The following is a 15,703-nucleotide window of genomic DNA, read 5'->3' on the forward strand; positions in this document are numbered from 1 at the left end:
TGAATACGATGGACGCTGTCTGCTCTGACCTGCTCGCCGAAGTGCGCGCGTTTCGCCAACGCTACCCCGAGGTACGCTATGTCGACCTGATTTCCCTGGACATTCCGGGGCATTTTTACGGCAAGCGCTATCCGGTGGACATGCTCGAAAAAGTTGCGGCAGGCAGCGCCTTGAAACTGCCGCAGAACTGCGTGTTGCTGGGCGTGCAGGGCGGTCTGTTCAAGATCGGCGATTACTGCTTCAACGACGGCGACCCGGACGCTGTGCGCCGCTTGGTGCCCGGCACCCTCAAGCCCGTGACCTGGGAAAATCAGCCGCTGGGGCAGATGCTGATCACCTCCGACGGTACCGCCAAACCCATCGAGTTCGAACCCCGCGAAGTGCTGGCAAAAGTACTGGATCGATTGGCGAGCAAAGGCATTCACCCGGTGGTCGCGTTTGAGCTTGAGTTCTATCTGTTCGACAAAAAACTTCGCGACGGCATCCCGCAATTCCCTCGCGACGAGCTGACCGACGACGCTGATGATCAGCCGAACATGCACATCGAGCGTCTGTCGCGTTTCGCCCCGGTGCTCGACGACATGGTTGAAGCGACGCGGGCGCAGGGCATCGACGCCACGGTGATTACCGCAGAGCTGGGGCCGGGCCAGTTCGAGATCAATTTCGGCCATCTGGATGACGGTTTGCGCGCCGCCGACTGGGCGGCGCTGTTCTGTCGCAGCACCCGCGGCGTTGCGCTCAAGCACGGCTATCGCGCCAGTTTCATGGCCAAGCCGTATGTGCAGCATCCGGGCAGCGGCATGCATGTGCATGTCAGCCTGTATGACGCCGCCGGCAACAATCTGCTGGCCGCCAATCATCAACAGCCGCTGCGCCATGCAGTGGCCGGTTGCCTGGATCTGCTGCCGCACAGCATGCCGATTTTCGCGCCGAACCAGAACGCCATGCGCCGCTTGAGCGGCACGGTAAACACCGCGACCAAAGCGAGCTGGGGTTACGAGGATCGTGACGCCTGCCTGCGCATCCCCGAGTCGGATACGAAAAACCTGCGCATCGAATACCGACTGGCCGGCGCCGACGCCAACCCGTATCTGGTGCTGGCGGCAATTCTGGTGGGCGTGGAACATGGTCTGGAATCAGGCAAGGAACCGATCCCGCCCCTCAACGATGACCGCAACAGCGGCATCGCTTTCCCCACGGAAATCCTCGATGCCGTGCGCGCCTTGCAGCATCAGCCACAACTGCGTGCGGGACTGGGCGCCGAGTTTGTCGACGTGTATTGCGAGAACAAACGTCAGGATCACCTGGCATTCATGCAGGAGATCAGTGCGCGGGAGTATCGTTGGTATTTGTAGCGCTACAGGACGCGCCCTTTTTTTGACGACGAGTAATCGGCCAGCCCGGCTCTGGCCGTTTGCAACAACCGGGCGAACGCCGCTTTGTCGATGGGCCGACTCATGAAATAACCCTGCACCTCATTGCATTGATCCTTGCCCAGAATCGCCAGTTGCTCCTCGGTTTCCACGCCTTCGGCGGTCACGGTCAGGCCCATGGCTTTGCCCAGGCCGATGATCGCCTGAACCACCGCGCGATCGTTGGCGCCGTTGCTGATCGAGGCGATGAAGCGCTTGTCGATCTTGATCCCGTCGAACGGGTAGGCGCGCAGGTAGCCGAGAGACGAATAGCCGGTGCCAAAGTCGTCCATGTTCAGGCGCACGCCGAGTTGCTTGAGCGCATTCATCGTGGCCAGCGCGCCGTCGGTGTCGACGAGCATCACGTTTTCGGTGATTTCCAGTTCCAGACGACTGGCCGGGAAACGGGTCTGGATCAGCGCTTCGCGAACATCTTCGACGACATCGCTGAGGGCGAACTGTGCCGGGGACAGGTTGACTGACAGGAGGATGTCTGACGGCCATTCGAGTGCGGTTTCACAGGCTTCGCGCAACACCCAGCGCCCCAGCGCCACGATCAGATCGGTCTGTTCCGCCAGGCCGATGAACACGTCCGGTCCCAGCAGACCCTTGGTCGGGTGCTGCCAGCGCACCAGCGCCTCGACCGAGACGATGTGCTTGCCGTCGACGGTGTAGCGCGGCTGGTAATGCAGGATGAATTCGTCGTTTTTCAGTGCGCCGCGCAGGTCGCTTTCCATTTGCCGGCGGGTCTGGATCTGGTCGTTCATGTGCGCTTCGAAATAGCACCAGGTGTTTTTGCCCTCGGACTTGGCCTGATACAGCGCGATGTCGGCGCAACGGATCAACTCGCTGGGCACGAAGCCCTGGCGGCGGCTCAGGGCGATACCGATGCTGGCCCCGACGTGCAACGGATGGTGCTCGAAGAGCATCGGTTGATGCAGGCTCTCGACCAGCCGGGTACAGAACCGGTCGACTTCCTGCCGAGTGTCCATGCCATTGAGCACCACGACAAATTCGTCGCCACCCAGGCGTGCGACGATGTCGTGCTCGCGGGTGCATTCGCGCAGACGACTGGCGACTTCCTGCAACACCGCATCGCCTGCCGGATGGCCGAGGGAGTCGTTGATCGGCTTGAAGTTGTCCAGGTCGATCACCAGCAGCGACAGCGGCGGCGCGTGCTCCTTGAGCAGCAGCGCTTCATCCAGATAACGCGCCAACTGGTTGCGATTGGGCAGGCCGGTGAGGGCGTCGTGCATCGACAGGTGCTGGATCTGCGCATGGGCGGCGACTTCGTCGGTGATGTCGCTGGCGGTGCCGCGATAGCCGACCACGGTTTGCTTCTCGATAATCGGCCGCGCCGACAGTCGACAGTGGCGTTGCTGCCCGGCGTGATCGCGGTAGGTGCAACGCAAGTCGCTGGCATTGCTGTCCTCGGTGAGTTTCTTCAGCCACAGCTCCAGCGGCGTGGTATCGCACGACACCAATTGCCCAATGCCCTGGCCCAGCCACTCGCTTTGCGGGTAGCCGGTCACCTCGCTGAAGCGCGCCGAGAGATAGGTCAGGCGCAAGTGCCTGTCGACTTCCCAGATCCAGTCCGACGCCGCTTCGGCGACCGCGCGAAAGCGTTCTTCACTGGCTTCCAGCGCATGGTTGGCCGCCTCCAGTGCCTGATTCGAAGCCTGCAGCGTGCTGAAACTGTGGTCGACGTAGGTTGAAGACCGCACGGCGTGACGCAAGAAATAGGCGGTCAACAGCATCAGCACGGCCAGCACGGCGCCGAGGGTTGGCAGCAGTGACCACAGCAGTTGCTGCCCGGGTCGTTCCAGATCCGCTATCAAGCTGTAACCGGTGCTGTCCAGCGGTACTCGTGGTTGTTCTTCGGCAAGTTGTCCGTCCGGAGTCAGGGTCAGGTTGCTCAGGCCATAAGCGACTCCGATCACCCGCAGTTTGGCGGGCGTCAGCTTGTCGACGAACACCAGCACCGAGGTCTGTGTCGGATCGCCCACTGGACGTTCGTCGTTGGGCAAAATTGCCGCCGCCGTAACCAGTGCCGGCCATCCGTCGAACAGTGAGTAGGTGCTGACAGGCACCGTCAGACTGGATTGGCTTTGCACCTGATCAATCAGTGAGGCGGCAGATACCTCGAGCCAGCGCGAGATGTCACCTTCTTTCTGTTGCCCTTGCACCACGGCGTATTGGGTCCCCTGTCGATTCAACACAAAAACACCGTCATAACCGTCGGTGGTGAACAGGGTTTTGCCGATATTTTGCTGGTTGTACGCCCAGTCGGTATCGACATGTGGATGCAGGTGTTCGTAGGCCGTGTTCCAGTCAGCGTAACTGGAGATGTAGCTTTTGGAGGTCGCGATGCGATTTTCCAGGGCACGGGCCGTATAGAAGCGGGTTTGCTCGACATCCTCGCGATCCAGGCGAGCGGCAATGCTGAGCAGGGTGCCAATCGCAGCAATCACCCCGACGATAAACAGCGTGGCGACCGCAAATGCCAGGCGGCGGGTAATGGCGCTTTGCTGAGGCGGAACCGGCGTGGCAGGAGCGAAACTGTCCATATGCTCGTCCTTGGTAGCTAGGGTTTGCTCATCTGGAACAGCGGCCCGAGCGCATTGTTCAATCTGTTGTTGGCAATGACGCTGCGGCGGATGTCTCAAGCGTAGTGAATGCGCGGGGATTTTGCCTTGAGACCGTAACGGACGCTCGATGGCCCGGTGCTATCGGTGCTCAGTGCGAAGAAACGTACACAGAGGGCGTGGCGGACTGGGGCAGGGCATACGTGGCTTTCATCCACGCGACCTCGGCCAGCGGTGTGCGGCCGAAGAAGCGCTTGAACTCCCGACTGAACTGCGAAGCGCTTTCGTAGCCGACGTTGAATGCGGCCGTCGCAGCCGGCATGGCACTGCGCAACATCAACAGGCGCGCTTGATGCAGACGGGTGGCCTTGAGGTATTGCATCGGCGATGAATCAGTGACGTTGCGAAAATGCACGTGAAAACTCGGTACGCTCATCCCGGCTTCCTCGGCCAGCGACTCGACGTCCAGACGTTGGTCGTAGTCGCTGTGAATCCGCCGGATCGCCCGGCTGACCTTGCCGAAATGCCCTTGCTGCTGGAGCGCCGCCCGCATCGAACCGCCCTGGGCACCGGTCAGGATCCGGTAGTAGATCTCCCGGACCAGCGCCGGCCCGAGGATCTGCGCGTCGCCGGGAGTGCTTAGCGCTTCAAGAAAACGCAAGGTCGATGCGCGCAATGGATCATCCATCGGCGAGGCGTACATGCCTTTGGGCGGAGCGCCGCTGGGGCCGAACACCTCGTCGACCTGCAGCATCAACTCGCTGGCCAGTTGCAAGTCGAGGCGCATATACACCGCCAGCATCGGCTCGGCCGCGCTGGCCTCGGTCTCCATGGTGAACGGCACGGGCACTGACACCACCAGATAATGCTGGGCGTCATACACGTAGACATCATCACCCAGATAACCGCGCTTACGACCCTGGCAAAGAATGACGATGCCGGGGTCATACAGCACCGGGGTGTTGCTCAGCGGACGATTCGAACGCAGCAAACGCACATCATCGAGCGCACTGAGGTTATAGCCTTCCAGCGGCGCGAGCTGCCCCAGCAACTGCACCATGCGCGCGGTGTAAGGATCGGATGGACTCATGGGCATTGATCTCCTTGCCGGGGCTCAGCCATCGGTCGAGCGGGTCAGGGTTTCCCACTGTTCGATCTCGGCCAGGCTGCGTTGCAGTTTTTCGCGTACCAGCGTCAGTGCATCGCTGCCCAATAGCAAGTGCACGGGGGGCGAAGCGCTGCCGATCAGCTGCAGCATGGCCTGCGCAGCCTTGCGCGGATCGCCCAATTGCTTGCCGCTTTTCTCTTCCCGGGCCTTGCGCACCGGGTCGAAGCTGGCGTCATAGTCGGCGATGCTGCGCGCCGTACGCTGCATCGAACGACCGGCCCAATCGGTGCGAAACGAGCCAGGTGCCACCGCCGTGACAAAAATGTTGAACGGCTGCAATTCCTTGCTCAGCGTATCGGAAAGGCCTTCCAGGGCGAATTTGCTTGAACAGTAATAGGCGATACCGGGCATGGTAATGCTGCCGCCCATCGAGGTGATATTGAGGATGTGTCCGGCTCGCCGCTGTCGGAAGTACGGCACGAACGCCTTGATCATCGCTGCCGCGCCGAACACGTTGACCTCGAACTGATGCCGCATCTGCGCCAGCGGTGACTCCTCGAAAACACCCTCATGTCCGTAGCCGGCGTTGTTCACCAGCACATCGACCGGACCCAGTCGGGTTTCGACGTCGGCGATCACGCCGTCGATGCGTTCGAAATCCGTGACGTCAAGTAACACGCCGTGTGCCCGATCTGCTGACAGGGCTTCGAATGACTTCAGGTCGGCGTCATTGCGCACGGTGCCGTCACCCGGTGACCAGCGTTGAGCGCCTCCTGCGCGAGCGCACTGCCAAAGCCGCTGCTGACACCGGTGATGAACAAGGTTTTGAGGCTGTGCATGGCAAGCTCCGACGGATAAGTGAGAGGCCATGGTAGGCAGCCTGGGGCGAGAGGGGTATGCCGGTTAGTCTGCGAGGATTGCCTGTTCCTATTGGCAGGCCTGCGAAAATCAGCGAAGTGTTACTCAGCTACCGATCTGCACCTTTGCGGGGCTCGCCATGAGCCATCGGGTAGCACATACCGAGTCTTGCAAGACAGGAACTTATCGCCGGTTTTCCGCTTAAATCTTGCGAATCAAAAGCTTGGCTGAGTTGAACAGAATCTGGCATGCATCGTGCTTTTTGCATCCGTGGATAATTGGATACAAAAAGTCAAAAGGTGCTGCCATGCAATTCGCTCCTGCCTTCGATCAACGTCAACCGATGACCGCCGAAGAAGAGGCCTACAACTTTCTTTTGGAGGGCATCTGTGGTGGTCGTTACCGCAAGGGCGACCGGTTGATCGCCGAGGACATCGCCAGTGAAATCGGCATGAGCCGCATGCCGGTGCGCGAAGCGTTTCGCCGTCTCGATGCGCAGGGTCTGGTGACGCTGAGGCCCAATCGCGGCGCGGTGGTTAGCGGTCTGGATGTCGAGCAGATGCACGAAGTGTTCGAGATGCGCAGTGCGCTAGAGGGCCTGGCGATTCGCATCGCGGTGCCCAAGATCAGCGAGCGTCAGTTGACGGCGCTGGAGCGGCTTCTCGATGAAATGGATGACTACCGCGACGAGAGTGCGGCGTGGGTCAGCCGTCATCGCAAGTTCCATGAATACCTGTGCAGCCTCAGCGAACGCCCTCGGTTGCTCAAGCAGATCAGCGCCCTCTACGCGCTGATCGAAGCGCCCATGCGCCTGTGGCTGCAGCACATCGAAAAGCCCCTGAGCGCCCGCCAGGAGCACCAGATCATCCTTGATGCGATTCGTGCCGGCGACGCCAGCAAGGCCGAAGCCGTGGTGCGCGAGCACATCGAAGGCACGGTGCCCGAGCTGATCAAATTTTTGCAATCGGAAAAATAACCACAGAGCGGAACACGAGTCCGCCGATGTTTTGACGTTGAGTACTGCCCCGTTACTAACCGAACTGGAGTGTCTGGTCATGCATACGTCTCGCCTGTTATTGGCTGCAATTACCCTCGGACTCTGTTCGCAATGGGCGCTCGCCGCACCCACGGTGCCGGAGCGTCTGGTCAAGGTCGACAAACTGACCTATTGCTCGGGCATGGATTCGCCGCCGCTGGTGTCTTTCGATGAAGCGCAAAAGCCCAAAGGCCTGACCGTCGACCTGGGCCTGGAAATCGCCAAGCGCCTGGGCGACAAGCAGGTCGATTGGCGGGTGATTCCGTTCTCCGGACTGCTCCCGGCCTTGCTTGCCAAACAGTGCGACATGATCGTCGACCAGCTGTTCGACAAGCCCGAGCGCCGTGAGGTGATCGACATCGTCAACTACATGTATTCCAGCCAGGCAGTCGTCGTGCCCAAAGGCAATCCGAAGGCGCTGAAAACCCTGGCGGATCTGAGCGGGCACAAGATCGCGGTGCTTAACGGCTCGACCATCAAGACCTTGCTCGATGCGGAAAATGAAAGCCTGGCCAAGGCCGGCAAGCCACCGATGAAACTGGTGGTTTACAACACCGACACCGATGCCTTCCAGGCCTTGCGCATCAATCAGGTCGACGCTTACGGCACCACGGTGGAAACCGCCGGTTATTACGCGGCGATGGCTCCGGATCTGTTCGAAGAAGGCGTCCCGGCCTTCAGCCGGATCCTTACCGGCCTGGGCATCCGCAAGGACGATGCGCAACTGAGCGCTGCGGTACAGCAGATCATCACCGACATGCGCAGCGACGGCAGCTACAACCAGCTTCTGAGCAAATGGCACGTTTCCAGCGACACACTCGATTGAGGTAAGCGTTGATGAACTTCAATTGGGATGTGTTCTGGCAATACCTGTTGCAGCCGAGCGGGGTTTATCTCACCGGGCTCTGGCTGACCTGTCTGATCAGTGTGCTGGCAATGCTGCTGGGCTGTGTGCTGGGGTTGGCCGCTGCATTGTTGCGTTTGTCGAAGAACCCGTTGCTGCATCTGCCCGTGCGTTTTTATGTGTGGCTGATGCGCGGCACGCCGTTGCTGGTGCAGATCGTTTTCCTCTACACCGCGCTGGCGGCGGGCGGGATTTTTCGCTTCGAAGACATTGAGCTGTTCGGGCTGGTGGTGCCCGGCAACATCCAGGCGGCGATCATTGCTCTGGGGCTCAACGAAGGCGCGTACATGGCCGAGATCATCCGCGCCGGGATCGGCGCCGTGGACAAGGGCCAGTACGAGGCCGGGCGTTCGCTGGGCATGACCTTCGCCAAACTGATGCGCCGCATCGTCCTGCCGCAAGCGTTCCGGGTGATCGTGCCGCCGCTGGGCAACGAGTTCAACGTGATGCTGAAAAACACCACGCTGGTCAGCGTGATCGGCGTGCAAGAGCTGTTGCTCAGCACGCAGATGGTCACCTCGGCGACTTTTCGGGTGTTCGAGTTGTACCTGGTGGTGGCTATTTATTTCCTGTTGCTTACCACGCTGTGGGGCTTTTTTCAGCGCTGGCTGGAGAACCGCTTCGGCCAGTCCGACCGACCTTCTTCGCCACCGCCGGCCTCCAGTCGGATGTTCGGTCGCAGCACTCTGAAACTGCTGAGGGGACGCTAAGCATGGCGCAGCCAAATGACGAACTGATCATCGAAGCGCTGAACATTCACAAATCTTTCGGCGATCTGCAGATTCTCAAGGGTATCTCGCTGCAAGTACGCCGTGGCGAAGTGGTAGTGCTGATCGGCGCTTCGGGCTCAGGCAAAACCACGTTTATCCGCTGTATCAACCTGCTCGAAGACATTCAGGGCGGGGAGATCCGGGTCAGCGGTCGGCCCATGGGCTATCGCACCCGGGCGGACGGCAGTCTGGTGCGTGATTCGGAGCGCAACATCGCTCGCCAGCGCCGCGACATCGGCATGGTGTTCCAGCGCTTCAACCTGTTCCCGCACATGACCGCTCTGGAAAACATCATCGAAGCACCGATTCAGGTGTTGGGTGTGCCACGCCAGGCTGCGCTGGAACAGGCGCGGGCCTTGCTCAAGCGAGTCGGGCTGGCAGACAAGGCCGGGCATTACCCGTCGATGCTTTCCGGCGGCCAGCAGCAACGGGTGGCGATCGCCCGAGCGCTGGCGATGAAACCGCAGGCGATGCTGTTCGACGAACCCACCAGCGCCCTCGACCCGGAAACCGTCGGCGAGGTACTGCAAGTGATGAAAGAGCTGGCCGAGGAGGGCATGACCATGGTCGTGGTCACCCATGAAATGGGCTTTGCCCGCGAGGTCGCCGACCGGGTGGTGGTGCTCGATCAGGGCGAACTGATCGAACAAGGCCCGCCGGAACAGATCTTCAGCCGTCCGACTCATCCCCGAACCCAGGCCTTCCTCAGCCGCGTGCTGTGACTTTCACAAGGAAATCGACGATGCGTTTATCGAGTGTGTTTGCGGCGCTGTGCTGCGCCGCCGTGGTCCCCATGCTTCAGGCCGCCGACTCGGTGGTGAAGGTTTACAACTGGTCCGATTACATCGGCCCCGACACGCTGAAGAACTTCGAAAAGGCCAGCACGATCAAGGTTCAGTACGACATTTTCGACACCAATGAAATGCTCGAAGCCAAGTTGCTCTCTGGGCATTCGGGCTATGACGTGGTGGTGCCGTCCAGCCAGTTTTTGTCCAAGCAGATTCGCGCCGGCGCCTATCAGCCGCTGCAACGCGGATTGCTCGATAACTGGAAGCACCTCGACCCGCGTTTGATGCAACGTCTGCAGGCTGCCGACCCCGGCAACCAATACGCTGTGCCATACATGTGGGGCACGGTAGGCATCGGCTACAACGAGGAGAAAGTCCGCGCCGTGCTGGGCAAGGATGTGCCGCTCGATTCCTGGTCAATGGTGTTCGATCCGCAGAACCTCGCCAAACTGAAAAGCTGCGGCGTGGCCTTTCTCGATGCGCCGGTGAAGATCATTCCCCAGGCCCTGCTTTACCTCGGGCTGGACCCCAACAGCGTCAAGGCGGACGACTACAAACAGGCCTCTAAACTGCTGATGACGTTGCGGCCTTCGGTGACCTATTTCAACTCATCGAAGTACACCGCCGACCTGGCCAACGGCGATATCTGCGTGGCGATCGGCTATTCCGGTGACGTGATGCAGGCCCAGACCCGGGCGCGCGAGGCGGGCAAAAACATCGACATTCGTTACCTGATTCCCAAGGAAGGCGTAAACCTCTGGTTTGACATGCTGGCGATCCCCAAAGACGCCGCTAACGTCGCTAACGCCCATGCGTTTATCAATTACCTGCTGCGCCCAGAGGTGATTGCACCGGTCAGCGATTACGTCGGCTACGCCAACCCGAACAAGGATGCCACGGCGCTGATGGATCCGAAGGTCAGCGGCAATCCGGGGATCTACCCGACTGACGACGTCATCAACCACGCCTTCGTCTCCGCCGATCTGCCGGAAAACATCCAGCGTCTGATCACCCGCGAATGGAACCGGATCAAGTCCGGCCAATGAATTGCTGATTTGAAGAGCCTTTGCCATGTTGAAATTTTCTGCTCACGAATACCCTTATCCGTCGCAACGCCAAAGCGTCTTCGCCCGTCGTGGCATGGTTGCGGCGTCCCAACCTTTGGCCGCGCAGGCCGGTATCGAGATGCTGCAAAAGGGTGGTAACGCGATCGACGCCGCCATCGCCACGGCGGCGGCACTGACCGTGGTCGAGCCTACGGGGTGTGGCCTGGGCGGCGATGCGTTTGCGCTGGTCTGGTTCAAGGATCAGTTGCATGGCCTCAATGCTAACGGTCACGCCCCGGCCAGTCTGAGCATCGAAGCGGTGAAGACGGCCGGCCATGAGCAAATGCCGTTGTATGGCTGGACGCCCGTGACGGTGCCCGGTTGTCCATCGGCCTGGGCCGAGCTGTCGCAACGTTTTGGTGTGTTGCCGTTCGCCGATTTGCTGCAACCGGCGATCAGTCTGGCCAGAGACGGTTTTCCGCTGTCGCCGGTGGTTGCCCATCAATGGCAGATCGCGCTGGATGAATTCAGTCCCTATCGCAATGAAGGGCTGCAGGCCTGGTTCGACACGTTCTTGATTGACGGTCGCGCGCCCAGGGCCGGAGAGATTTTCCGTAACCCGGCGCAGGCGCGAACCCTCGAAGAACTGGCCCTCACGCGTTGCGAGAGTTTGTATCGCGGCGATTTGGCGCAACGCCTGGATGCGCATTCGCGGGCAACGGGCGGCTATCTGCGCGCCACGGATCTTGAGCATTACCGCGCGCAGTGGGTCGAGCCCATCCACGTCAATTATCGCGGCGTGGATGTCTGGGAAATCCCGCCGAGCGGGCAGGGGCTGGTGGCGCTGATGGCGCTGAAGATTCTTGAAGGTTTCGACTTCGACCACCGTGACAGTCAGCAGACTTGGCATCGCCAGCTGGAAGCGATGAAGCTGGCCTACAGCGATGGTCTGCACTACATCACCGATCCGCTGCACATGCGCGTGGCCGTGGTCGATCTGTTGAGTGACGGCTACAGCGCCCGCCGCCGTGCTCAGATTGGCGATCAGGCGCAGCCGCCGAAGCCGGGCGATCCACACGCCAGTGGCACGGTGTACCTGGCCACCGCGGACGGGCAGGGCAACATGGTCTCGTTCATCCAGAGCAATTACCACGGCTTCGGCTCCGGCGTGGTGCTGCCCGACAGCGGCATTGCCCTGCAAAACCGAGGGCAGGAATTCAGCCTTGATCCCGAGCATGCCAACGCGTTGGCTCCCGGCAAAAAGACCTTTCACACGATCATTCCCGGCTTCCTCACCAAGGATGGCCAGGCGCTGGGGCCGTTTGGCGTGATGGGCGGCTACATGCAGCCGCAAGGCCATGTGCAAATGGTCATGAACCTGGTGGATTTCGGCCTGAACCCGCAGTCGGCACTGGACGCGCCGCGCTGGCAGTGGCTGGGCGGGATGAAGGTCGGCATCGAGCAGGGCGCTTCAAGGGATCTGGCCAATGCGTTGGCGCGTCGTGGACATGAGGTGCAGATCGCCAGTGACCTCACGGATTACGGACGCGGACAGATCATTTTGCGTGATCCGGTGACGGGCGTGCTGTGTGGCGGGACGGAGCCGAGGGCGGATTCGCATATTGCGGTCTGGTAGAGACGGCAGGCACTCGTCAGGTCAGGAGCACACACTTTTTCACAAAGACCTCCCGGGATCCAATCGATGGCAGAATCTCCCTGACTTGACTGTTTTGGAGAACACCATGCTTCGTGTGTTTGAACGAAGACTCGACCCTTTCCCGCCTGATGAGCTGCCACCGCCGCCCAACGGTCTGGCCAGGTTTCTCTGGGCCTGCACTCGGGGGGCGCGCGGCTACGTCCTCGCGCTGGCGTTGCTCAGCGCCGCCGTGTCGGTTTATGAAGCGTGGCTGTTTTCCTTCCTCGGCCAGGTCGTCGATCTGCTCTCGACCTGGCAGGCGGGCGGGGAAGCGGCTGCGCAGGAGCGTCGCGTGTTGTGGGGCATGGGCATCGTCATGGTGCTCAGTGTCGGGCTGGTGGCGTTGCGTACCATGGTTCAGCACCAGATTCTGGCAATTAACCTGCCGCTGCGCCTGCGCTGGGATTTCCATCGGCTGATGCTGAGGCAAAGCCTTTCGTTTTTCTCCGATGAGTTTTCCGGACGGGTCACGACCAAGGTGATGCAGACAGCGCTTGCCGTGCGCGATGTGCTGTTCACCATGATCGAGATCCTGCCCGGGATCGGCGTGTACTTCATCGCGATCATCGCCTTGGCCGGCGGTTTTGCGCTGAAGCTGATGCTGCCGTTTCTCGCGTGGGTCGTGTTGTTCGGGCTGGCCATGGGATATTTCGTGCCGCGGCTGGGCAAGGTCGGCCAGGAGCAGGCCAATGCGCGCTCGATGATGACCGGGCGTATCGCCGACGCGTACACCAACATCACCACGGTGAAACTGTTCTCCCACTCCAACCGCGAAGCGCACTTTGCACGGGCGGCGATGGAGGACTTCAAGCAAACCGGCTTTCGCCAGATGCGTCTGGTCAGCCTGTTTGAGATCGTCAATCAGGCCCTGGTGGTGGCATTGATCATGTCAGCGGGCGGCTATGCCCTGTGGCTGTGGCACCAGGGCGATGTCGGCGCCGGCGCGGTGGCGGCGATCACCGCCATGGCGTTGCGGATCAATGGCATGTCGAACTGGATCATGTGGCAGATGACCTCGCTGTTCGAAAGCATCGGCACCGTTCAGGACGGCATGGCGACCCTGACCCAGGGCACCAAGGTGCAGGACGCGCCGGATGCCGGCGTGTTGGTGACCTCGGGCGGCGCGGTGACGTTCGACAAAGTGAAATTCAATTACGGTGGCGAGCGTCAGGTGCTCGATGGCTTGAGCCTGAGCATCCGCCCCGGGGAAAAGATCGGCCTGGTGGGCCGCTCCGGTGCCGGCAAATCGACGCTGATCAACTTGCTGCTGCGTTTCTATGATGTCGACAGTGGCGAGATTCGGATCGACGGCCAGAACATTGCGCACGTGACTCAAGACAGCCTGCGCAGTGCCATTGGCATGGTTACGCAGGACACTTCGCTGCTGCACCGCTCGATTCGCGACAACATTGCCTACGGCCGGCCCGATGCCACCGACGCGCAGATCCGCCGTGCGGCGGCCAACGCCCAGGCTGACGAATTCATCAGCCAGTTGAGCGATCGCCAGGGTCATACCGGTTACGACACTCTGGTGGGCGAGCGCGGGATCAAGCTGTCCGGCGGCCAGCGCCAACGGGTGGCGATTGCCCGGGTGATGCTTAAGAACGCACCGATTCTGCTATTGGACGAAGCCACCAGTGCGCTGGATTCGGAGGTTGAAGTGGCGATTCAGGAAAGCCTCGACGACATGATGCAGGGCAAGACCGTGATCGCGATCGCCCATCGACTGTCGACGATTGCAGCGATGGACCGGCTGATTGTCATGGATGACGGACGCATCATCGAGCAGGGCACCCACGCCGAATTGCTGGAGAAAAATGGCGTGTATGCTCGGCTGTGGGCGCATCAGAGCGGCGGCTTCCTGGGTGAGGACAAAGGCGTGATCGAGGCGGTGGATCAGGCCTGACCCACCGACGTTGCTCGCGTCGCCGGGGCAGGGTGACGCGACGTCATCAAGCCGATAAAGGAGATTGCCAGCGCCAGGCCAATGGTGGTGGTGACTTCGGTGCGGTGCTGCGGAGTAATCATCATGACCGCCAGCGCCGCACAGATGAAGCCGATCACCAGCCACGTCAGCCAGGGAAACAGCCACATGCGGAAGGTCAGCTCGACCTTGCGCTGTTGCAATATCCGCCGCATGCGCAGCTGCGACACCGCAATCGCCAGGTACACCAGCAAGGCAATCGCCCCGGAACTGGCCAATAGAAACTCGAACAGCCCGGCGGGCATGAAGTAGCTCCATACGGTGATCGACGCGCCCAACACGGTGCTGGCGATCACGGCGGCCCGCGGCACACCGGCCGCGGAAGTCGCCTTCAGCGCTTTCGGTGCATCGCCTCTACGACCCAGCGAGTACAACATGCGCGAGGCAATGTAGATCGAGGAGTTCATGCAACTGGCCACGGCGATCAGGACGACAACGTCGACCATGAACTTTGCATTTGGAATGTTCATGATTTCCAGGGCGCGCTGATACGAGCCCACCGAGGCCAGCAACGGATCATTCCAGGGCACCACGGAGATGACCACGAAGATCGACAGCAGGTAAAACACGCCAATGCGCCAGATCACCGAGCGGGTGGCCTTGGCAATGTTCTGCGCCGGGTTATTCGATTCGGCAGCGGCAATGGTCACCGCTTCAGTGCCGATGAAGCTGAACATGATCGTGATGAAAGCGCCGACCACCGCCGACAAGCCGTTGGGCGCAAAACCGCCGTGCGTGGCCATCAGACTGCTCAATCCGCTGACTTCACGGTCGGGAACCCAACCCATCAACACGGCAAAACCGACACCGATGAAGCCGATGATCGCCACGACCTTGGCCATGGCGAACCAGAACTCGAACTCACCATATTTGGACACGCTGAACAGGTTGGTCACCACCAGCGCAATGATCGATCCCAACGCGAACAGCCAGGCATCGACCTGCGGAAACTATTGGTTCAACACATGCCCGGCTGCCAGCGCTTCGATAGGAATGACCAGCACCCAGAACCACCAGTACAACCAGCCGATGGTAAAACCGGCCCAGCGGCCGATGGCCTGGTCGGCATAGGTGGAGAAAGAACCGGTGTCCGGATTGGCCACCGCCATCTCGCCGAGCATGCGCATGACCAGCACGACGAGCAAACCGGAAAACAGATAGGCGAGCAGCACCGCCGGCCCTGCTGCGGCAATGGCGTGCCCTGAACCGACGAACAAACCGGCGCCGATAATCCCGGCGATGGACAGCATTGTGACGTGACGAGGCTTGAAGCCCTGCGCCAATTGGCTACTCGAATCCATGGAGATCGGGCTGATCATCGGTATTTTTATTCTCTGCTGATCGACATTTAAGCGAATTGAACGGGCACCCGATCGAGCACCATCGTTGCCTGCTGAAACTCCCGAAAGAAGCCCGTCCAACCGCCGCAGTTCTTATCAACCCCATGATCCGAGCGGGGTCGTTTGATACGAAGACACGGCACCTTAGCCGGCCTTGTCGCTGACTCAGTAGCCTG

At 60.7% G+C, this 15,703-nt stretch carries 10 protein-coding genes and 2 pseudogenes; 8 read left to right on the top strand and 4 right to left on the bottom strand.

Annotated features, from left to right (window positions below; translation table 11 throughout):
- Window positions 1-8: 8 nt before the first annotated feature.
- Complete coding sequence (locus L6D63_RS03060; RefSeq protein WP_131670454.1) at window positions 9-1,355, top strand: glutamine synthetase family protein; 1,347 nt, start codon at window positions 9-11, stop codon at window positions 1,353-1,355.
- A gap of 2 nt (window positions 1,356-1,357) precedes the next feature.
- On the opposite strand, the gene L6D63_RS03065 is transcribed toward L6D63_RS03060, so the two are convergent.
- The 3 genes and pseudogenes from L6D63_RS03065 to L6D63_RS03075 form a co-directional block, all read right to left on the bottom strand.
- Window positions 1,358-3,979: a bifunctional diguanylate cyclase/phosphodiesterase gene (locus tag L6D63_RS03065; RefSeq protein ID WP_131670453.1), complete on the bottom strand. Its 2,622-nt coding sequence runs from the start codon at window positions 3,977-3,979 to the stop codon at window positions 1,358-1,360.
- A 169-nt stretch (window positions 3,980-4,148) separates the two neighbouring features.
- Window positions 4,149-5,087 (bottom strand): AraC family transcriptional regulator, encoded by a 939-nt coding sequence (locus tag L6D63_RS03070; RefSeq protein ID WP_131670452.1) that lies wholly within the window; start codon window positions 5,085-5,087, stop codon window positions 4,149-4,151.
- Window positions 5,088-5,111: 24 nt separating this feature from the next.
- Window positions 5,112-5,944 (bottom strand): annotated as a pseudogene (locus L6D63_RS03075) (oxidoreductase).
- Window positions 5,945-6,270: 326 nt separating this feature from the next.
- Between L6D63_RS03075 and L6D63_RS03080 the strand changes: the two are divergent.
- The 7 genes from L6D63_RS03080 (at window position 6,271) to L6D63_RS03110 (ending at window position 14,109) form a co-directional block, all read left to right on the top strand.
- Window positions 6,271-6,939, top strand: a complete 669-nt coding sequence (locus tag L6D63_RS03080; RefSeq protein WP_041064037.1) for a GntR family transcriptional regulator — start codon at window positions 6,271-6,273, stop codon at window positions 6,937-6,939.
- A 79-nt stretch (window positions 6,940-7,018) separates the two neighbouring features.
- On the top strand, window positions 7,019-7,825 hold the full coding sequence (locus L6D63_RS03085; RefSeq protein ID WP_131670451.1) for an ABC transporter substrate-binding protein: 807 nt from the start codon (window positions 7,019-7,021) through the stop codon (window positions 7,823-7,825).
- Between the two features lie 11 nt (window positions 7,826-7,836).
- Entirely contained in the window at window positions 7,837-8,613 is a 777-nt protein-coding gene (locus L6D63_RS03090) for an amino acid ABC transporter permease (protein ID WP_027611757.1), read from the top strand.
- 2 nt (window positions 8,614-8,615) lie between these two features.
- The gene (locus L6D63_RS03095) at window positions 8,616-9,395 is read left to right on the top strand and encodes an amino acid ABC transporter ATP-binding protein (RefSeq protein ID WP_047294482.1); all 780 of its coding nucleotides are present in this window, start codon (window positions 8,616-8,618) and stop codon (window positions 9,393-9,395) included.
- Window positions 9,396-9,415: 20 nt separating this feature from the next.
- A complete protein-coding gene (locus tag L6D63_RS03100; protein ID WP_131670450.1) occupies window positions 9,416-10,507 on the top strand; it encodes a polyamine ABC transporter substrate-binding protein in 1,092 nt (363 codons plus the stop codon).
- A 25-nt stretch (window positions 10,508-10,532) separates the two neighbouring features.
- Window positions 10,533-12,143, top strand: coding sequence for a gamma-glutamyltransferase family protein (locus L6D63_RS03105; RefSeq protein ID WP_131670449.1), 1,611 nt, complete (start codon window positions 10,533-10,535; stop codon window positions 12,141-12,143).
- A 106-nt stretch (window positions 12,144-12,249) separates the two neighbouring features.
- Window positions 12,250-14,109 (top strand): ABC transporter ATP-binding protein, encoded by a 1,860-nt coding sequence (locus L6D63_RS03110; RefSeq protein WP_047294478.1) that lies wholly within the window; start codon window positions 12,250-12,252, stop codon window positions 14,107-14,109.
- Here L6D63_RS03110 and L6D63_RS03115 read toward each other — a convergent pair.
- Window positions 14,100-15,506, bottom strand: a pseudogene (locus L6D63_RS03115) (amino acid permease). The gene L6D63_RS03110 and the pseudogene L6D63_RS03115 overlap by 10 nt on opposite strands.
- Window positions 15,507-15,703: the final 197 nt, after the last annotated feature.

It is taken from the genome of Pseudomonas parakoreensis, from assembly GCF_021602155.1.
In the GTDB taxonomy this organism is placed as follows: domain Bacteria; phylum Pseudomonadota; class Gammaproteobacteria; order Pseudomonadales; family Pseudomonadaceae; genus Aquipseudomonas; species Aquipseudomonas parakoreensis.